Annotated in this window: 16 protein-coding genes and 2 riboswitches; of the genes, 4 read left to right on the top strand and 12 right to left on the bottom strand. The window is 63.9% G+C overall.

All coding sequences use genetic code 11. The features are described from left to right. Window positions 1-18: 18 nt before the first annotated feature. Both CDO35_RS00715 and CDO35_RS00710 read right to left on the bottom strand, forming a co-directional pair. Window positions 19-834, bottom strand: coding sequence for an ABC transporter permease (locus CDO35_RS00715; protein ID WP_059391937.1), 816 nt, complete (start codon window positions 832-834; stop codon window positions 19-21). A 184-nt stretch (window positions 835-1,018) separates the two neighbouring features. Further along, window positions 1,019-1,119, bottom strand: a riboswitch (guanidine-I (ykkC/yxkD leader). A 183-nt stretch (window positions 1,120-1,302) separates the two neighbouring features. Then, entirely contained in the window at window positions 1,303-2,364 is a 1,062-nt protein-coding gene (locus tag CDO35_RS00710; protein WP_099522124.1) for a putative urea ABC transporter substrate-binding protein, read from the bottom strand. A gap of 52 nt (window positions 2,365-2,416) precedes the next feature. Further along, a riboswitch (guanidine-I (ykkC/yxkD leader) is annotated at window positions 2,417-2,534 on the bottom strand. Between the two features lie 233 nt (window positions 2,535-2,767). On the opposite strand from CDO35_RS00710, the gene CDO35_RS00705 reads away from it, so the two are divergent. Continuing rightward, a complete protein-coding gene (locus CDO35_RS00705; RefSeq protein WP_099522123.1) occupies window positions 2,768-3,190 on the top strand; it encodes a hypothetical protein in 423 nt (140 codons plus the stop codon). A gap of 7 nt (window positions 3,191-3,197) precedes the next feature. Here the strand turns inward: CDO35_RS00705 and CDO35_RS00700 are convergent, their stop codons facing one another. Next, on the bottom strand, window positions 3,198-4,118 hold the full coding sequence (locus tag CDO35_RS00700) for a LysR family transcriptional regulator (protein WP_099522122.1): 921 nt from the start codon (window positions 4,116-4,118) through the stop codon (window positions 3,198-3,200). 96 nt (window positions 4,119-4,214) lie between these two features. Between CDO35_RS00700 and CDO35_RS00695 the strand changes: the two genes are divergently transcribed. Further along, complete coding sequence (locus CDO35_RS00695) at window positions 4,215-6,002, top strand: alkyl/aryl-sulfatase (RefSeq protein WP_099522121.1); 1,788 nt, start codon at window positions 4,215-4,217, stop codon at window positions 6,000-6,002. 128 nt (window positions 6,003-6,130) lie between these two features. On the opposite strand, the gene mmsB is transcribed toward CDO35_RS00695, so the two are convergent. From mmsB to CDO35_RS00665, 6 genes are all read right to left on the bottom strand, one after another. Next, the gene (mmsB, locus tag CDO35_RS00690; RefSeq protein WP_099522120.1) at window positions 6,131-7,015 is read right to left on the bottom strand and encodes a 3-hydroxyisobutyrate dehydrogenase; all 885 of its coding nucleotides are present in this window, start codon (window positions 7,013-7,015) and stop codon (window positions 6,131-6,133) included. Window positions 7,016-7,139: 124 nt separating this feature from the next. After that, window positions 7,140-8,243 (bottom strand): enoyl-CoA hydratase/isomerase family protein, encoded by a 1,104-nt coding sequence (locus CDO35_RS00685; protein ID WP_099522949.1) that lies wholly within the window; start codon window positions 8,241-8,243, stop codon window positions 7,140-7,142. A gap of 53 nt (window positions 8,244-8,296) precedes the next feature. After that, complete coding sequence (locus CDO35_RS00680) at window positions 8,297-9,115, bottom strand: enoyl-CoA hydratase (protein WP_099522119.1); 819 nt, start codon at window positions 9,113-9,115, stop codon at window positions 8,297-8,299. A gap of 81 nt (window positions 9,116-9,196) precedes the next feature. Beyond that, entirely contained in the window at window positions 9,197-10,360 is a 1,164-nt protein-coding gene (locus tag CDO35_RS00675; RefSeq protein WP_099522118.1) for an acyl-CoA dehydrogenase family protein, read from the bottom strand. 6 nt (window positions 10,361-10,366) lie between these two features. Further along, on the bottom strand, window positions 10,367-11,614 hold the full coding sequence (locus CDO35_RS00670) for an ABC transporter substrate-binding protein (protein WP_099522117.1): 1,248 nt from the start codon (window positions 11,612-11,614) through the stop codon (window positions 10,367-10,369). Between the two features lie 97 nt (window positions 11,615-11,711). Beyond that, a complete protein-coding gene (locus tag CDO35_RS00665; RefSeq protein ID WP_099522116.1) occupies window positions 11,712-13,208 on the bottom strand; it encodes a CoA-acylating methylmalonate-semialdehyde dehydrogenase in 1,497 nt (498 codons plus the stop codon). A gap of 130 nt (window positions 13,209-13,338) precedes the next feature. Between CDO35_RS00665 and CDO35_RS00660 the strand changes: the two genes are divergently transcribed. After that, the gene (locus tag CDO35_RS00660) at window positions 13,339-14,214 is read left to right on the top strand and encodes an AraC family transcriptional regulator (RefSeq protein WP_425048519.1); all 876 of its coding nucleotides are present in this window, start codon (window positions 13,339-13,341) and stop codon (window positions 14,212-14,214) included. Window positions 14,215-14,304: 90 nt separating this feature from the next. On the opposite strand, the gene CDO35_RS00655 is transcribed toward CDO35_RS00660, so the two are convergent. After that, window positions 14,305-15,120, bottom strand: coding sequence for an HDOD domain-containing protein (locus CDO35_RS00655; RefSeq protein ID WP_099522115.1), 816 nt, complete (start codon window positions 15,118-15,120; stop codon window positions 14,305-14,307). Between the two features lie 147 nt (window positions 15,121-15,267). Here CDO35_RS00655 and ung point away from each other — a divergent pair, with 147 nt between their 5' ends. Beyond that, window positions 15,268-15,957 (top strand): uracil-DNA glycosylase, encoded by a 690-nt coding sequence (gene ung / locus CDO35_RS00650; protein WP_099522114.1) that lies wholly within the window; start codon window positions 15,268-15,270, stop codon window positions 15,955-15,957. Window positions 15,958-15,979: 22 nt separating this feature from the next. Here ung and CDO35_RS00645 read toward each other — a convergent pair whose 3' ends face one another. Together CDO35_RS00645 and CDO35_RS00640 are read right to left on the bottom strand one after the other, a co-directional pair. Continuing rightward, window positions 15,980-16,840, bottom strand: coding sequence for a DUF6279 family lipoprotein (locus CDO35_RS00645; protein WP_099522113.1), 861 nt, complete (start codon window positions 16,838-16,840; stop codon window positions 15,980-15,982). Between the two features lie 246 nt (window positions 16,841-17,086). Further along, complete coding sequence (locus CDO35_RS00640; protein WP_072422687.1) at window positions 17,087-17,788, bottom strand: ABC transporter ATP-binding protein; 702 nt, start codon at window positions 17,786-17,788, stop codon at window positions 17,087-17,089. Window positions 17,789-17,790 lie beyond the last annotated feature (2 nt).

Here is a 17,790-nt window from a genome sequence, read left to right as displayed (position 1 = left end):
TGTGTTGGCTGTACAGGGTCATGCCTTGCCTCCTTCATGCCAGGGGAAGCACAGGCGCAGCACCTGGCGCAGGCCCAGATCCATGAGCCAGGCCAGCAGGGTGATCCACACGACGTAGGGCAGGATCACGTCCATGGCCATGTAGCGACGGACCAGGAAGATGCGGTAACCGAGGCCGTCGGTCGAGGCGATGGCCTCGGCGGCAATCAGAAACAGCCACGCCGAACCGAGCATCAGGCGCAGCGAGATCAGCAGGCGCGGCATCAGTTGCGGCAGTACCAGGCGCAGGATCAGCGTCCAGGAGTTGGCACCGAGCGTCTGCGCCTTGATCAGTAGCTCGCCGGGAATCTCGCGGGCACGTTGTTCGATATCGCGGGCGATGCAGGGGGTGATGCCGATGACGATCAGCATCACCTTGGACAGCTCGCCCAGGCCGAAGACGATGAACAGAATCGGCAGGATCGCCAGTGGCGGAATCATCGACAGCACGGTGAGCAGCGGCGACAGCGGTGCGCCGAACAGCGGCACGCTGCCGGCGGCAATGCCTAGTACCAGGCCCAGCAGAGCGGCGATACCGAGGCCGATACCAAGGCGCTGCAGGCTGGAAGCCGTGTCCTGCCAGAACAGGTACTGGCCGCTGCGTTTGTCTTCGGTGAAGGCCAGGCGGTCGATGGCATCGACCATCTGGCTGGCGCTGGGCAGCAGCTTGTCGTTGGGGTTCTCGGCCAGGCGACTGGTCGAGGCGCTGAAGTAGACGAACAGCAGCAGGGCGAAGGGCAGCAGGATCAGCAGCAGGCGGCCGCTGCGATCCGGGTGGCGGTTGATCAGGCGCATGGATAGTCCTCGTCAGGCCTGGAACGAAATGCGTGCGCAGCTAGCAAGCGCAATAGCGCGCTGGTTTCGGGCCTTTGGGGGTGACGGCTGGCTGCCGCTGATGCGAGTGGGGGATACCCATGATGAACCTCCAGTTTGACAGGGGCGGACAGGAGTTCGCGGCGGTTCCCACGGATGGGGCGCGTTCTCCCGGGCTTTTGTCCCGCCGTGTAACCTCGCTGGAGGTCGCTAGCTCTCGGACCAGTCGCTCGCCTGTGGCGAGCCGGAACCCTAGCCGGCTATTGGCAAATTGTGGTGCCGCGATCCCGGCGAACCGGGTTGTTCCTGCACGACCTGTTCTTAGCGAACATCGTGCCATCCCCGCGAGCCGCGCCAGACGGCGGCCTGAATCCATGTATCGAACATCCAGTGCGCCGCAGTGGTGCGTGCTGGTTGTGGCGTGCTGCCTGCTGGGGCGTCGGGGCGTTGTCAGAGCTTTCCGTCAGCGGCCAGCTGCATGTAGTCGTGGTTGAAACGCAGCAGGATGCGCTGGGCGTTGCCCAGCGGCTTCTCGCCACTGAATTCGATACCCAGGTTGGTCAGGCCCATGCCGCTTTTGCCCAGCAGGCCGTGAGCATCGGCAAAGCGTGCGACCCGTTGCATGAGGTCCGGCAGCTTGCCGGTACGCGCGAAGTTCAGCGCGGTGCGCGGTGAGTAGAACGAGCGCAGGGTGCCCAGCTGGGCGTCGAAGTCTTCCGGCGTGGTTTCGGCGGCGGCTGCCATTCTGGCCCTGGCCTCACGACCGGCCGGGGTGGGCAGGCCTAGCAGACGCTGAGTCTCGAACCAGGCGCCGGTCAGCGCGCGACCGAATTCCGGATGCTGAGCCAGGGTCTGGGTGCTGACCACGGTGAGGTCGAGGATTTCTCCGGGAATCAGGTTGGAGCTGAATACCTGGCTGACCTCGGTCTTGTGCCGAATCTCGGAGAGGATCGGGTTCCAGGTGATGACCGCGTCGCCCTTGTCGGCGAGAAAGGCATCAGCGATTTCAGTGTCGGAGACGTTGATGATGGTCACGTCGTTTTCATCGAGCAGGGCCCACTCCAGTGCGCGGGTGAGCAGGTAATGCGAAACCGAGTTTTCCACCAGCAGCACGCTCTTGCCCTTGAGGTCCTGAATACGCTTGCCACTGCCGCGCAGCAGCAGGGCGTCGGCGCCGTTGGAGAAGTCGCCGATGATCAGCGCGGTGCTGTCCTTGCCGGCAGCAGCCGGAATGGTCAGGGCATCCATGTTGGTCATGCTGCAGGCGTCGAACTGGCCGGCGGTGTAGCGCTCGATGGAGGCGACATAATCCGGCACTTCCTGCACCTGAATGTCGATGCCGTACTTGTCCGCCCACTTCTTCACGATGCCCTGTTCGGCGGCGTAGCCCCAGGGCATCCAGCCGGCGAAGATCGACCAGCACAATTTGAAGGTTTTTGGCGCGGCCTGGGTGGTCGGGGCGCCGAACAGGCAGGCGCAGAGCACAATGGTGAGCAGGGAGCGAATGGACATGGACACCTCGGGTTAGGGACGAAAGCGGGAAAGCCGGCAGCCTTGCTGCGCGTTCTCCCGGGCTTTTGTCCCGCCGTGTAACCCCGCGGCTTCCCGCCGCTGCATGAGGTCGCCCACTCTCGGACCAGTCACTCGCCGTTTGACGAGCCGGAACCCTAGTCGGCCATTGCGATTCGCTACCACTGACGATCCTGTGCATGGATCGGCTTTCCGCGGTGCTGAGCAAGCGAATGCCATGCCAGCTGCTTGGCAACTGCTCTGCGCTCTTGTGGTTTTGCGCCGTCGATCACAGCCGACGAAGGGAATCGCACCTGTTGCGGGCAGCGCTGTCTGATGCCTCAGGGATAACCATCCCGGAGGCCGACATCGGTCGGCGTCGTCCCAGCGGTCACAGGAGGCCGCCATGCCCTACAAGATGCTGTTTTCCGCCGTGCTCTTGCTGCTTTCCGGTTGCGCCGTTTATGGCGATGGCCACGACCGTGGTTACCACAACGGCCATGGCTACCGGTATTACGACGGCTATCGGCGTGATTACTACCCGCCGCCACGCTACTACTACGAGGAGCGTCGGCATAATTACTACCCGGCTCCTCCGCGCTACGTGCCAGCGCCGCCGCCGCGTCATCAATACGGCCACGATCGCCGGTATCACGACGGCTACAAGCACCAGCAGCCGCGACATGACTATCGCCGCGACCAGCGTCGTCAGGAACACCGCGGCGGGCAGATTCAGCGCGGCTGGGAGGCAGGCCGCAACACGCAGCATCGTTTCTCCAACGGGCGCAGCAACAACGAACAACGTCGTAGCGGCGAGCGTCGCTGGTAGCCTCCCTTCAATCCGCCGCGTGCCCTGCACGCGGCGTTTCCTCATCTACCCGACGAATCGCTTCGACCATGGCCTGCGCTGCTGGCGACAGGCTGTGGCCGGCACGGCTGACCAGGCCATAGGCTGAATGCTGGTGCAAGCCCTGGGGCAACAGCGGCAGCAGGGTGAGCTGACCGCTTTCGACTTCGTCGGCGATCACGTCCCAAGGCGCCATGCTCAGCACATCGCTGTCGGCCACCAGGCGCTTGAGCACCAGGAAGTTGTCGCACTGCACGCTCAACAGCTGCGCTCGCCCGCTGGCCAGGCCCAGGCTGCGTTCGACCACCTGTGGCAGCTGTGTGCCGGCGAGCGGGAAGTCGAGCAGGTCGCGCAGTTGCAGGTTTTGCCGCTGTAGTAGCGGATGAGCCGGGCGGCAGAACAGTACGCCCTGATGCACGCGCAGCGGTTCGATGCGCAATTGAGCGTCGTCCTGCAATTCGCGGATATCGGCGACGAACAGCTCGATGGTCGAGTCCAGCAGGCTGTCGCGCAGTTCCAGCCAGTTGGCGATGTCCAGTTTCACCTGCACCCGCGGGTAGCGTTGCAGCAACTGCCCCAGCGCCTGCGGAATCAGCCGTGCGGCCGGATAAGGGCCGGCGCCGAGGCGCAATTCGCCAGCCTCCAGATTGCCCAGCTGATTGACCGCATTGCTCAGCGCTAGGCTGCCGGCCATCAGGCGACGCGCATGTTCCAGTACCAGTCGGCCATGGGCGGTGAGGCTGACGCCACGGCTGTGGCGATCCACCAGGGTGCAGCCGAGTTGGCTCTCCAGCGCCTGGATGCTGCGGCTCAGCGCCGGTTGGCTGAGGTGAACGGCCGCGGCGGCGCGGGCGAAGTGTTCATGTTCGGCGAGGGCGACGAAATGACGGAGCTGGCGTAGATCGTTCATGCGCCTCCTGCATTAACTGGTCTATTCGAATGCATTGGAATTATCGGTCGGCCTTTGCCAACCTGCCAGCATTCCAACAACAAGACAGTCAATGCCATGAGTTCCTTCTCACGCTTCAGCGGCCTGCTGCTGGCCGCCACCCTGCCATTGAGCGCCGTTGCCGAACTGCCGGCCGAGCGTATCGAACCCAGCATCAACGCCGAACTGGCGGCTCACACCAAGGTTTTTGCCCAGCAGGTCTATCGCGTCGCCAACAACGTCTATTCGGCGGTCGGCTGGCAACTGGGCAACGTGGTGATGATCGAGGCGCCGCAGGGGCTGATCATCGTCGACACCGGTGAATCGGTCAGCGAGTCGCGCAAGATCATGGCCGAGTTCCGCAAGCTCAGCGACAAGCCGGTCAAGGCCGTGGTCTACACCCACTTCCACCCGGATCACATCAACGGTGTGCAGGCCTTCGTCACCCGCGAGCAGGTGGAGCGCGGCGACGTGCAGATCTACGCCCACGAGACCCTGTTGCAGAACGTGGTGGCGCAGGGGGCGCTGGTCGGGCCGATTCTTGGTGTGCGCTCGGCGTACAGCTTTGGCTCGTTCCTGCCAGCCAGCGACCAGGAGGGCATGAACGGTGGCATCGGTCCGTTGGCCAAGCCCGAGCCGTCGTCTTTCATCGCGCCGACCGTGACTTTCGGCGAGCGCCTGGACACCAACATCGCCGGCCTCGACGTGCAGTTTTTACATGTGCCCAGCGAGGCGCCGGACGAGATCACCCTGTACCTGCCGGCCAACCGCGTGCTGATCAGCGCCGAGGTCGACCAGGGCCCGACGCTGCCGAACATCCACACACTGCGCGGCACCAAGTTCCGCGACCCGGTGCAGTGGGTCGAGAGCCTGGACAAGCTGCGTGCCTACCAGGCCGAGTACATGGTGCCGCTGCATGGGCGCCCGGTCAGCGGCCAGGACAAGGTCGAGGAAGTGCTGCGAATGACCCGCGACGGCATTGCCTACGTTCACGACCAGACCGTGCGCTGGATGAACAAGGGCCTGACGCCAGACGAGTTGGTGGAGAAGGTCAAATTGCCGCCGCACCTGGCCGGCTACACGCCTTATCTGCGCGAGTACTACGGCACGGTGAAACACAGCGTGCGACAGATCTACAACGGTTACCTGGGCTGGTTCCAGGGCGACCCGGTGGCACTCGACCCGACTCCACCCAAGCAGCAGGCCGAACGCCTGATTGCCCTGGCTGGTGGACGCGAAAAACTGCTGCTGGAAGCCGGCAATGCCTACCTCAAGGGCGACTACCAGTGGGCGGCGGAACTGGCCGGATATGCGATCCGAGTCGACCACGAAGACATGCTGGCGCGCGAGATCAAGGCACGCAGCTTCCGCAAGCTGGGCTACGCGAGCATGAACATCAACTGGCGCAACTGGTACCTGATGAGTGCGATGGAGCTGGAGGGCAAGCTCGGCGGCGATGTCATCCGCCAACGCTCGGTGGAGATGCGCAAGGTTTTCCTATCGCCCGACATGGTGCGCAGCTTCACTCCGCAGAGCTTCCTGCAGAATTGGGTCACGCGTATCGATCCGCAGAAGGCCGGCGATGTCGAGCTGACCCTGGGCTTCAGCTTCCCCGACGTGGGCGAGCAATGGGCGCTGGAGGTCCGCCGTGGTGTCGCGCAGTTGCACAAGGGCATTCCTGAGGGCACGGCTCTGCGCCTGAGCATGGACAAGCGCTTCATGGAGACGCTGCTGACCGGCGAAGGTGGCCTGGTCAAAGGCGCACTGCTCGGTGATGTGCAGGTCGATGGCAACCTGCTGGAGATTCGTCGCTTCCTCGCCTGCTTCGATTTCGGTGATGAAGCCTTCGGCCTGACTCTGCGTTAGCGGTGAGATAGGCATCAGGCAGGGGGAACCATGCGCACCAGCCACGAGAACGGCGCTGGTGTGCACAGCGCACTCTTACGGGCTTGGCGCCGGGTCGACTGTGCATGTATGCGCACTGGCTGTAGGCGCTATTCCACGAACAGCTGTTGCACTACGGAGAAATCCTGCTTGCCTTTGCCCTGTTTGAGCAGCAGGCGGTACAGCTGCAGTGCCAGGGCGCCCATCGGCGCGCTGTTGCCGTTGTGGCTGGCGGTTTCCTGGGCCAGACCGAGGTCCTTGGCCATCAGTTCGGCCATGAAGCCGCCGCTATAGCCCTTCGATGCTGGCGCGTTTTCCATCACCCCAGGCCAGGGGTTGTACTTCTCCAGCGTCCAGTTGCCGCCCGAGCTCTGTCGCATGATCTCGGCCAGCACCGCCGGCTCCAGGCCGTTGGCGACGCCCATGGCCATGGCCTCGGCGGTGGCGATCATCTGCACCGCGAGTACCTGGTTGTTGCACACCTTGGCCACCTGGCCGGCGCCGTCGGGGCCGGCGTGGAAGATGTTCTTGCCCATGGCGGCGAGCATCGGTCTGGCCTTTTCCAGCGTTTGGGCTTCACCACCGACCATGAAGGTCAGGGTGCCGGCTGCTGCGCCGCCAGTGCCGCCGGAGACCGGCGCATCGAGCAAGGCGATACCGCGCTCGCGGGCTGCAGCGTGCACCTTGCGCGCGGACTCCGGGGCGATGGTCGAACACTCGATCACCAGCGTGCCGGCGGGTAGCCGCGCAAGCAGGCCGTCATCGCCCAGGTACAGGCCTTCCACATGACGACTGGCCGGCAGCATGCTGATCACTACCTGTGCCTGATCGATGGCATCGGTGGCGCTATCGGCCGCCACTGCACCTTCGCCAGCCAGGGTGTCGACGGCGCTGCGCTGCAGGTCGAAGACTTTCAGCGGGTAGCCCGCCTTGAGCAGGTTGCGGGCCATGGGCAGGCCCATGTTACCGAGGCCGATAAAGGCGATCTGGGTCATGACGGCTCTCCTTCCTGTTGGCGCGTGGTGCGCGCCGATTGTCATTGTTCGAGGATTGCTGTTGAGCTCTCCCGGAGCGCATCCGGGCTACATGTAGGGTGCGCCGTGCGCACCGATCCGTAAGCTAAAGATCTGCCAACGGGTGTTCGCCTTCCCAGACCGACGCGAAGTGCGCCTCGACCACGGCGGCTGGGATCGCGGCCACATCCGGCCAATGCCATTTCGGCGTCTGGTCCTTGTCGATCAGGCGGGCGCGCACGCCCTCGGGGAATTCCGGGCGGCGGCAGCAGTTCAGACTCATGGCGTATTCCATGCGAAATACCTCAGCCAGCGACAAATGGCGGGCGCGGCGGATCTGCTCCCAGACCAGGTGCGCGGTCAGTGGACAGCCATGGGCCAGGGTCTTGGCGGCGCGGGCGAGCAGGGCGTCGTCATCCGTTTGCAGTGCGCTGAGCGCGTGCACGGCAGCCGGCAGGTCGGCAACGTCGAGCAACTCATCGATACGTTCGCGACGTGGCAGCCACTGTGTAGCCGGTAGTTCAACGTGGGCTTCGTTCTCCAGCGCACGCAGCAGGCTGTGCAGTTGCAGGTCGGCTTGTTCGCGCCAGTTCAGTTGTACCAGGCCTTCGAGCAAAGCCTCTTGCTGGTCATCGCGCAGGAAACGGTCGGCCAGATTCAGGTCCAGCGCATCGCGGGCATTGATGCTGGCGGCAGTGAGACCTAGAAACAGACCCAGGCGCCCCGGCAGGCGGGCGAGGAACCAGCTGCCGCCGACATCCGGGTACAGGCCGATGTTGATTTCCGGCATGCCCAGTCGGCTGCTTGGCGTGACGATACGGATACCCGCGCCCTGCATAAGGCCCATGCCGCCCCCCAGCACATGGCCGTGGGCCCAGCAGATGAAGGGTTTGGGGAAGGTGTGGATGCGATGGTCGAGGCGGTATTCGTCGGCGAAGAAACGTCGCGCCAGGGCCGGCACTTCACCTGGCTGTTCACGACACTGATTGACCAGTTGCACCACGTCGCCGCCGGCGCAGAAGGCCTTGGGGCCATTGCCGCGCAGCATGACGCAGGCGATGGTTGGATCCTCGGCCCAGGCCTTGAGGCGTTCGTCGAGTGCTTCGATCATCGGCAGGGAGAGGGCGTTGAGGCTCTTCTCGGCGTCGAGGCTGGCGATGCCGATGCGGTAGCCATGGAGGCTGGGGCGTTCTTCGAAGGTTACGTTCATCATCTGACTCTCGGTGCGCACGGCGCACCCTACGGGCGGAGCGAAACCGCGAGTTATTTGTTGCGCCACTGCGGATTGCGTTTTTCCAGAAAGGCGTTGACCCCTTCGCGGGTGTCATCGGCGTCGAACAGGTCGACGAAGCGCTCGCGTTCCTCCGGCAGCCAGGTGTTGGAGCCACGCTCGCGTGCACCCTGGATCAGCGGTTTGATGGTGCGCACTGCCACCGGGCTTTGTCGCGCCACCTTGGATGCCAGCAGCAGGGCAGTGCCGCGTGATTCGCCGGTGTCCACCACCTGCTCGACCAGGCCGATGCGCAGGGCGGTCTCGGCGTCGATGCGCTCGCCGCAAAGGATCATGCGTTTGGCCCAGCCTTCGCCGACCAGCCAGGGCAGCGCCTGGGTGCCACCGGCGCAGGGCAGCAGGCCGACCGCCGCTTCCGGCAGGGCCATCTGCGCCTGGCGTTCGGCGATGCGGATATCGCAGGCCAGCGCGCACTCCAGGCCGCCGCCCATGGCGTAGCCGTTGATCGCGGCAATGGACACGCCGCGAAAATCGCGCAGGGTTTCGAAGGCTTCGCCAAAGCGTCGGGCCATCTCGCGGGCACGGGCCTTGTCGCCATCGGCGAACATGTTCAGGTCGGCGCCAGCGGAGAAGAATTTCGGCCCCTGGCCGGTCACCACCAGTGCATACACCTCGTCGTCGCGGTTGAGGTGTTCGATCACCTGCTTGAGGCCGATCAGCGAGTCGCGGTCCCAGGTGTTGGCCGGTGGATGGTTGATGGTGATCAGCGCGGTATGCCCGTGTTTTTCCACGGTGAGCTTGTGGGTCAGGTCGAAGATGCCGGGTTTGTAGGTTTCCAGTGCAGTGCTCATCACGATTCCTCGTCGATTATCTCCCCTCTGCCATTCATGGGAGAGGGCGGGCCCGGCCCGCGTAGGGAGAGGGAAAACGGTTTACAGCAGACGATCGAGCATGCCGCCCTGCAGCAGCAGGCGACGGGCGACGATCACCCGCATGATTTCGTTGGTGCCTTCGAGTATCTGGTGCACGCGGGCGTCGCGTACCCAGCGTTCCAGCGGATAGTCATTCAGATAGCCGTAACCGCCGTGCAGTTGCAGTGCTTCGTTGCACACATCGAAGCACTGGTCGGTGGCGAAGCGCTTGGCCATGGCGCAGTACAGACTGGCCTCGCCGTGGCCATGGTCGAGCTTGTGCGCGGCCAGGCGCACCATCTGCCGGCTGGCGGTGAGGGCGGTGAGCATGTCGGCCAGCTTGAATTGCAGGGCCTGGAATTCGCTGAGCGCTTTGCCGAACTGCTTGCGTTCCTCGACGTAACGCAGGCTCTGCTGCAGCGCTGCCTGGGCCGCACCGAGCGAGCAGCTGGCGATATTCAGGCGGCCACCATCGAGGCCCTTCATGGCATAGACGAAGCCTTCTCCCTCTGGGCCGATGCGGTGGCTGGCGGGAATGCGTACGCCTTCGAAGGTGATGGTGCGGGTCGGCTGCGCCTTCCAGCCCATCTTGTCCTCGTTGCGTCCGTAACGTACGCCGGGCGCATCGGCAGGCACCAGGAAGCAGGAAATACCCTTGGCACCATCCTCACCGGTGCGCGCCATGACGACCAGCACCTGTGTGCTTCCCGCCCCGGAGATAAAGCACTTGCTGCCGTCGATCACGTAGTCGTCGCCATCGCGCCGTGCGCGGGTGCGCAGATGGGCGGCGTCGGAGCCGGCGTCCGGCTCGGTCAGGCAGTAGGAGGCCAGCGACTGGCCATTGATCAGCCCCGGCAGCCAGGCATCTTTCAGGCTCTGGTCGGCGAAGCTGGCGAGCATCCAGGTGGCCATGTTGTGGATGGTCAGGTAGGCGGTGGTGGCGACACAGCCGGCCGCCAGTTGTTCGAAAATCAGTGAGCTGGACAGCCTGGACAGGCCCAGGCCGCCATCCTCTTCGCGCAGATACAGGGCCAGGTAGCCCTGTTCGGCAGCGCGGCGAATCACCTCGACGGGGAAGTGCTGCTCGCGATCCCACTCGGCAGCGTGGGGCGTCAGCTCCCGCGCGGCGAAGGCGCGGGCGCTGTCGGTCAGCAGGCGTTGTTCATCACTGAGTTCGAAGTCCATGGCATCTCATTGCAAGGTCAGGGGTTGGCCGCCAGCGCGGCGCTCGGCCTGCCACTCGGCGAGGCTGGGCAGCGCGCTGCTGGCATCGAGGCGGTCGACGATTTCGAAGTAGTCCTGCTTGAGTGGGTCCTTGAGGACCTCGTCGCGCGGCTTGACCTTCACGGCGTAGACCGTCTGCAGGTTCTGGTGGTCGAAGGCACGCCATTGCTGTTCGTCTTTGAGCAAGGTGTAGCGGTGGCCTTCCAGTGCCTTGATCAGCGTTTCGCTGTCGAGGCTCTTGGCTCGTGTGGCGGCGTCGGCCCACTGCTGGACGATGCTGTAGGCCGAGGCGGCGGAGCTGGATGGGTACATCTCGTAGCGGGTCTTGAAAGCTTCGACGAAGGCTTCGCCACGCGCAGATTTTTCCAACGCCGGTACGCGCCAGGTCCAGGGCTCGGTGCCGATCACGCCTGCCATCAGATTGGGGCCGGCCTGTTCGACCATGCTCTGGGTCAGGTTCGGCGCGACGATCTGCATGCGCTCGGTCAGGCCAAGGTCCTTGGCGACGCGCATGGCACGCACCAGGTCTTCACCGAACAGCACCAGGGCAAGGATTTCAGCGTTGCTGGCGGCGGCCTGGGTCAGCGCGTCCTGATAGTCGGCCAGGCGCGCGCCCGGGAAGGGGATGCGTACGCTGGCGTGCTGGGCGGCATTGTCGCTGGCGGTGGCCTGGCGCAGCGATGCCTCGCTGGTGTGGCCCCAGGTGTAGTCAGCGGTGACATAGAAGTAGCGCTTGTTCGGCAGGGTCTTGCTCAGGTATTGGCCGAGCACCTTGGCACTCATCCAGGCGTTGTTGCACTCGCGAAACATGTAGCGATGGCCATCCTTGCCAGTGGTGTCGTTGGAGTAGGTAAGGGTGCCGAAGTACAGCAGGCCGTGCTGCTTGGCGCGCTTGCCTGCGGCGATGGCGACCGCGCTGGAAGAGCCACCGAAGAGCATTGCCGCACCTTCGGCGGCCAGCTTGTCGACGTTCTTCTCGGCCTTGGCCGGCCGCGAGGCGGTGTCCTTGCTGGACAGGCGCAACGGTCGGCCCAGTACACCGCCTGCAGCGTTGATTTCATCGATGGCCAGCAGGGCTCCACGCATCTGCGCCAATCCCTCTTCCTTATATGGTCCGGTGCGCGGGTAATTGAGGCCGAGGGTGATCGGCTCGGCAGCCTGCGCACAGGCGGTAAGTGCGGCCCACAGGGCCAGCGTGGCGGACAGTTGGCGCATTGCAGTTCTCCTTGTTTTTGTTCTGCAGAGAACCGTTTTACGCCGCTCGTCCAGTTCGAGTGATCGTCTATTAGTCTAAGAAACGCTCACCCAGTTCTCACTTCAGTGAAATGGTCATGTTCGGGCCATCACCGAGCGGTGTGTCGTCGAACCAGCGGCTGGTCACGGTCTTGGTCTCGGTGTAGAAACGCACCGCCTGCTTGCCGTAGGCGTGCAGGTCGCCGTAGAACGAGCCCTTCCAGCCAGTGAAGGAGAAGAACGGCAGCGGTACCGGAATCGGTACGTTGATGCCCACCTGGCCGACTTCAACCGCGTGCTGGAAATGCCGCGCAGCGCCGCCGGAGCGGGTGAACAGGCTGGTGCCGTTGCCATAGGGGCTGGCGTTGACCAGTTCGATGGCTTCTTCCAGGGTCGCAACCTCCATGCACACCAGTACCGGGCCGAAGATTTCCTCGCGGTACAGGCCCATCTCCGTGGTCACGCCACGGAACAGCGTTGGCCCGACCCAGTTGCCGTTCGGGTAACCGTCTACCTTGCATTGCGAGCCGTCGAGCAGACACTCGGCGCCTTCGGCCTTGCCTTGTTCGATCAGGTGCAACACGCGCTGGCGTGCCTGCGGGCTGATCAGCGGGCCGTAGGCGGCGCCGCTGTCCTGCCAATGACCAGGGCGCAGCGCGGCCATCTGCGTTGCCAGCTCATCGATCCATTGTTTCGATTCACCGACGAACACCGCCACGCTGATGGCCATGCAGCGCTGCCCGGCGGCGCCACAACTGGCGCCGAGCAGGTTGCTGATCACCTGATCCTTGGGTGCATCCGGCATGATCACCATATGGTTCTTCGCCCCGGCAAAGGCCTGCACGCGCTTCAGGTGCTGGGTGCCGGTGCGATAGACATGTTGGCCCACCGCGACTGAGCCGACGAAGGACACCGCGCGTACCAGCGGATGCACCAGCAGCGCATCGACCTGCTCACGCCCGCCATGCAGCACCTGCAATACCCCGGCCGGCGCGCCGGCTTCGAGGAACAGCTCGGCGAGACGATTGGGCGTCATCGGGTCCTGTTCCGAGGGTTTGAGAATGAAGCTATTGCCGCAGGCGATGGCCAGCGGAAACATCCACAGAGGGATCATCGCCGGGAAGTTGAACGGGGTGATGCCGACGCACACGCCCAGCGGCTGGATCCAACTAGCGGTGTCGATCTCGCGGGCGACGTTCTCCACCGTCTCGCCCATCATCAGGCTGGCGATATTGGCTGCATGTTCGGCCACTTCGATACCGCGCCAGACGTCGCCCTTGGCGTCGGCGAAGGTCTTGCCGGTTTCCGCCGCGAGGATCTGCGCTAACTCGTCGTGGTGTTCCTTGAGCAAGTGCTGGTAGCGCAGCATCAGACGGGCGCGCTCCGATACCGGTACTTCGCGCCAGGCGAGGAAGGCTTTCTGCGCGCCGGCCACCGCGGCCTCGATTTCCTCGGCAGTGGCCTTGGGGGCGAGGGCGATCACGTCCTGGGTGGTCGGGTCGGTGACTTCGATCAGCTCACGGGCCTGGCTGGTTTGCCACTGGCCGTCGATCAGTTGCGGTAGCGTGCGGGGCATGGTCGCCTCCTGTTGTTCTTGTATGGGACCTTTTATAGCCATTGGATGCCCGTTTGTGGATTGACGATCTTGGGCTTGGGATGGACGATCTTGTCACTCGATCAGGCTGGCAAGGAGCGATATGGTGGGAATGCGGGTGGAAACCTCCAATTGGCCGTTGCCTGTCGGTGGGCAACGCTTCATCACGCCACCGCGCCTGCGCCGCCTGCTGGCGCGCCATGCCTTGAGCGCTGGGTGCTATCCATTGGCCATAGGCTTCTACCCCGATGCAACCGGTCACCAGATGCGCCGCGCGCAACCGGATGACCATCTGCTGATCTACTGCCGCTCGGGCAAGGGGTGGTTGGAAACATCGGATGGACGATTTGAGGTCGCTGCTGGCGATTTGCTGCTGCTGCCCAAGGACGCTGCGCATGCCTATGGCGCTGACCTGCATAACCCCTGGACGATCTACTGGGTACATTTCGACGGCAGCCACGGCGAAGACTTCCTGCGCCTGCTGGGCACGCAAACGCTGCGGCGCATCGGCGTGCAGCCTCGGCTGATCGGCGATTTCGAGGCGTTGCTGGGCTTGCAGCGCCAGGGCCTCAACATCTTGCCCTTCATCCACGCTGTGCACCGTTTGCAGGCGATGCTCAGCTCGCTGGCCGTGCTGCCGGCGCGGGTCAACCTCAAGTCCGGCCGCGTGCTGGATATCGAGGCGGTGCAGGCAGTGATGCGCGAGCACCTGCACGGCAGCCTCAACCTTGATGAGCTGGCTGCACAGTTCAAGCTGTCGCGCTTTCATTTCGCCAAGACCTACCGCGCGCTGACCGGCCATGCGCCGATCCAGGACTTCATCCAGTTGAAGATGGCCCTGGCCTGCCGTCTGCTCGATCGAGGCGACGCCGAAGTGCGCCAGGTCGCCGAGCAGCTTGGCTACGACGATCCCTATTACTTCTCACGGCTGTTTCGCAAGGTGGTGGGCATGGCGCCCAGTCATTACCGGGCACTCCACCAGGGGTAGGTGAGGGCCCGGCATATCTTGCTCGGGGCAGGTTGCGCCCTGAGTACCGCCTGGGTATTCAAGGCAACGTGATCTATCGGCCAGAGGCGCTCAGGCCAGCATGCGCAGCCACAGCTGTTGCTCGGCCAGTAGCTCTTCGCGCAGGCTGGCCAGTGGTTGTTCAAACCCCAGCCGGCGCTGCGCGGGCAGGGGCTCGGACAGGTTCGCCGGTTGTATCTGCAACGCGCTGGCCAGCAGCACCAGGTCGGTCAGGTCGGCTTCGCCGTCGTGATCGTGCAGCCATTTGTTACGTTGCCTGGCGCACTCGATCAGGGTGGTCGGCACCTGCCAGCGTGTCAGCACCAGCGCACCGATGTCGCCGGAGAGGTAATCGCAGAGCCCATCCAGGTGCTCGGCATCACGGGGGAAATCCGGCCAGTGCTCCAGCTCCGCGAGAAGGGGTAGGCTGCCGATATCCTGCAGCAGGCCGGCGAGCATGGCCTCATCGAGTGGCTGGTTGCAGCGCTGCGCCAGGGCGGCGCAGAACGCGGCACGTTCGCGCGCCTTGCGCCAGCGCTGGCGAAAGGCTTGCTGCAGGGCTTTTTCCTTGCTGGCGAATAGATTGCGCGCGGTGAACCCCAGTACCAGGGTGCCGAGTTGGCGAGTGCCGATTCGGGCGAGCAGGTCGCGCATCGACACGCACGGCCGCGCGCCACGAATCAGCGGGCTTTCGGCGAACTGCATGAGATAGGCGGCCAGCGGGGGATCACTGTTGATCACCCGCGCCAGCTGTTCCAGCGAGGTGCGTGGGTCGTCCAGCAGTTGGCGAATGCGCATGGCCGCTTCCGGCATTTGCGGCACTTTGGCCTGACCTTTGAGAAAGCGTGTAAGCAGGGCGAAGCGGATGGCTTCGGGGGACAGCGACATGATGGCGGGGATTTCCGTGGAACCGCAGCGGCGTATTGAGATGCTAGCAGAGCCTTGGCCTAAAGCCGATGCACAGCTGTTGCCTTGACTTGCCCGGCCCCCTTCACTAGCGTGCCTGCACTTGTTTTGACCCTGCAGGAAAACCGCATGACCGACGATCGCATCAAGCTCGAAGCCAGCTGGAAACACGCGCTGCGTGAGGAGTTCGACAAGCCTTACATGAGCGAGCTGCGTGCGTTCCTGCAGGCGGAAAAGGCGGCCGGCAAGGAAATCTATCCGCCGGGCCCACTGATCTTCAATGCGCTCAATTCCACGCCGCTGGATCAGGTCAAGGTGGTGATTATCGGCCAGGACCCTTACCACGGTCCCGGTCAGGCCCATGGCCTGTGCTTCTCCGTGCAGCCGGGCGTGCAGACGCCGCCGTCGCTGGTGAATATCTACAAGGAGCTCAAGCGCGACCTGAATATCGACATCCCGGCCCATGGTTACCTGCAGAGCTGGGCCGATCAGGGCGTGCTGCTGCTCAACACCTCGCTGACGGTGGAACGCGCCAACGCTGGCTCGCATGCGGGCAAGGGCTGGCAGTTCTTTACCGACCGGGTGATCGAAGTGGTCAGTGAGCATCAGGACAAGCTGGTGTTCCTGCTCTGGGGCAGCCACGCCCAGGGCAAGCAGCGCCTGATCGACCCGACCAAGCACCTGGTGCTGCGCTCGCCGCACCCGTCACCGTTGTCGGCGCATCGCGGCTTCATTGGTAACGGTCACTTCAGCCGTTGCAATCAGTTCCTCAGCCAGAATGGCATGACGCCCATCGACTGGCGCTTGCCGGCGCTCTGAGCCCGCTGCCGACGAGTCCTGCTTAGCGCCGCGCAACTGCCTGATCAGCCGTGCATTGCTGCGCAGCCAGATCGGCGTGAAGGCTTTTCAGGCGCTTGTCGGCTCGCGCCATCTGTTTTGGGTCAGCCTGGGCGACCAGGTCGACGATCATCTCGGCCATCGCCTGACGATTCTTATCAAAGCTGGCCTGGTAGGCGCTGGTGTAGAAACGCTCGCGCTGTTGCAGCAGGGCGGTCATGCGCGCAGCGAAGTCGTCGCCACGGCGCACTTCCAGCGCCTCACGCAGCGCCTGCTGCCAGGCAATGCGGTTTTCCAGCCAGACCTGATTCTGTTCACCCAAGCCCTGTGCCCAGCTCTGCACCCGCTCGCGCTGCTCGGGGTTCAGGGTGCCGAACCAGGGTTGCAGACGCTCTTCCATACGCTCCGCGCGACGGCTGATCTGCTCCTGCACGGGCGGCTCGAGAAACTCCTCACGCAGCTTGGCGTTTTGCTCGTCCATGGTCGCCAACAGCTGATCGATCTGATGCGGGCTGAGGCCGCGCAGCAGCTCGATGGTGCTGGGGGTTATCTCCACGGCGATGCGCTGCATGGCCTGTTCGAAGTCGGCCAACTGGCTGGCCATCAGCTCGCTGTCACGGCTGCTCAGTGCCTGCTGGCTGCGTTGCAGCCAGTCGAGATAGCGCGGCAGCTCGACGCTGCAATGCCAGGCCAGGTGTTCTTGCAGCTGGGGTTTGAGCCAGGCGCTCTGCTCGCTGTTCAGCGCCACATAGTCGCTGAGCTTCCATGGGATCAGCCAATCTAGGTTGCGATAGGCCAGGCCGACACGGCTGCACGCGCTCAGCAGCAGGGTGATGGCCAATAGCAGGAGCAGAGGCTTGCGCATGATCTGGGCTCGCGAGGGCAGAGTTGTTGAGACTAATACTCGGTACATTTGACGCAAGGGGGTGGAAATATTCGCTTAAGAGTTCGCCAGAAGACCATCATCGCCGGCAAGCCTGCTCCTACAGGAGGCGCGGTACTGATTTTTGTAGAAGCCCGCTTGCGGGCGATCCAATCAATACCGGCCGTAGTACTCCCGCGGATAAAAAGAAACCGCCCCGAAGGGCGGTTCCGATGTCGCAGGGAGCGCTTAGCCGCCGAGGTAGGCGTCGCGTACCTTGGGGTCGTTGAGCAGTTCTTCACCGCTGCCGCGCATGACGATATGGCCGTTCTCCAGCACGTAACCGCGATCTGCCAGTTTTAGCGCCTGGTTGGCGTTCTGCTCGACCAGGAACACGGTCACGCCGTCTTTGCGCAGTTGCTCGATGATGTCGAAGATCTGCTGGATGATGATCGGCGCCAGACCCAGCGACGGCTCGTCGAGCAGCAGCAGGTTGGGCTTGCTCATCAGCGCACGACCGATGGCGAGCATTTGCTGCTCGCCGCCGCTCATGGTGCCGGCGCGCTGGGCGAAGCGTTCCTTCAGACGCGGGAACAGGTGCAGGACCTTGTCCAGCTGCTCCTGATTGTCCGCCTTGTCACCGAAGAAACCGCCCATGGCCAGGTTTTCCTCGACGGTCAGGCGGGCGAACACGCGACGGCCTTCCGGCACGATGGCGATGCTCTTGCGCATGATCTCCGGGGTATCCATGCCCACCAGCTCTTCACCCAGGTAGCGGATGCTGCCACTGGTGGCGCGCGGGTTGCCGCACAGGGTCATCAGCAGGGTCGACTTGCCGGCGCCGTTGGCGCCGATCAAGGTGACGATCTCGCCTTTCTGCACTTCGATGCTGACGTCGTGCAGGGCCTGGATCTTGCCGTAGAAGGTTGAGACGTTGTTGAAACTCAGCATGG

The organism is Pseudomonas sediminis (genome assembly GCF_002741105.1).
Lineage (GTDB): Bacteria > Pseudomonadota > Gammaproteobacteria > Pseudomonadales > Pseudomonadaceae > Aquipseudomonas > Aquipseudomonas sediminis.
The sequence above is the reverse complement of the archived record's forward strand: the minus strand, read 5'-3'. Positions and strand labels throughout refer to the sequence as shown.

Coding starts and splice junctions, on each gene's coding strand:
- CDO35_RS00715 (WP_059391937.1), bottom strand. CDS start 834: ATGCGCCTGATCAACCGCCACCCGGATCGCAGCGGCCGCCTGCTGCTG.
- CDO35_RS00710 (WP_099522124.1), bottom strand. CDS start 2,364: ATGTCCATTCGCTCCCTGCTCACCATTGTGCTCTGCGCCTGCCTGTTC.
- CDO35_RS00705 (WP_099522123.1), top strand. CDS start 2,768: ATGCCCTACAAGATGCTGTTTTCCGCCGTGCTCTTGCTGCTTTCCGGT.
- CDO35_RS00700 (WP_099522122.1), bottom strand. CDS start 4,118: ATGAACGATCTACGCCAGCTCCGTCATTTCGTCGCCCTCGCCGAACAT.
- CDO35_RS00695 (WP_099522121.1), top strand. CDS start 4,215: ATGAGTTCCTTCTCACGCTTCAGCGGCCTGCTGCTGGCCGCCACCCTG.
- mmsB (WP_099522120.1), bottom strand. CDS start 7,015: ATGACCCAGATCGCCTTTATCGGCCTCGGTAACATGGGCCTGCCCATG.
- CDO35_RS00685 (WP_099522949.1), bottom strand. CDS start 8,243: ATGAACGTAACCTTCGAAGAACGCCCCAGCCTCCATGGCTACCGCATC.
- CDO35_RS00680 (WP_099522119.1), bottom strand. CDS start 9,115: ATGAGCACTGCACTGGAAACCTACAAACCCGGCATCTTCGACCTGACC.
- CDO35_RS00675 (WP_099522118.1), bottom strand. CDS start 10,360: ATGGACTTCGAACTCAGTGATGAACAACGCCTGCTGACCGACAGCGCC.
- CDO35_RS00670 (WP_099522117.1), bottom strand. CDS start 11,614: ATGCGCCAACTGTCCGCCACGCTGGCCCTGTGGGCCGCACTTACCGCC.
- CDO35_RS00665 (WP_099522116.1), bottom strand. CDS start 13,208: ATGCCCCGCACGCTACCGCAACTGATCGACGGCCAGTGGCAAACCAGC.
- CDO35_RS00660 (WP_425048519.1), top strand. CDS start 13,339: ATGCGGGTGGAAACCTCCAATTGGCCGTTGCCTGTCGGTGGGCAACGC.
- CDO35_RS00655 (WP_099522115.1), bottom strand. CDS start 15,120: ATGTCGCTGTCCCCCGAAGCCATCCGCTTCGCCCTGCTTACACGCTTT.
- ung (WP_099522114.1), top strand. CDS start 15,268: ATGACCGACGATCGCATCAAGCTCGAAGCCAGCTGGAAACACGCGCTG.
- CDO35_RS00645 (WP_099522113.1), bottom strand. CDS start 16,840: ATGCGCAAGCCTCTGCTCCTGCTATTGGCCATCACCCTGCTGCTGAGC.
- CDO35_RS00640 (WP_072422687.1), bottom strand. CDS start 17,788: ATGCTGAGTTTCAACAACGTCTCAACCTTCTACGGCAAGATCCAGGCC.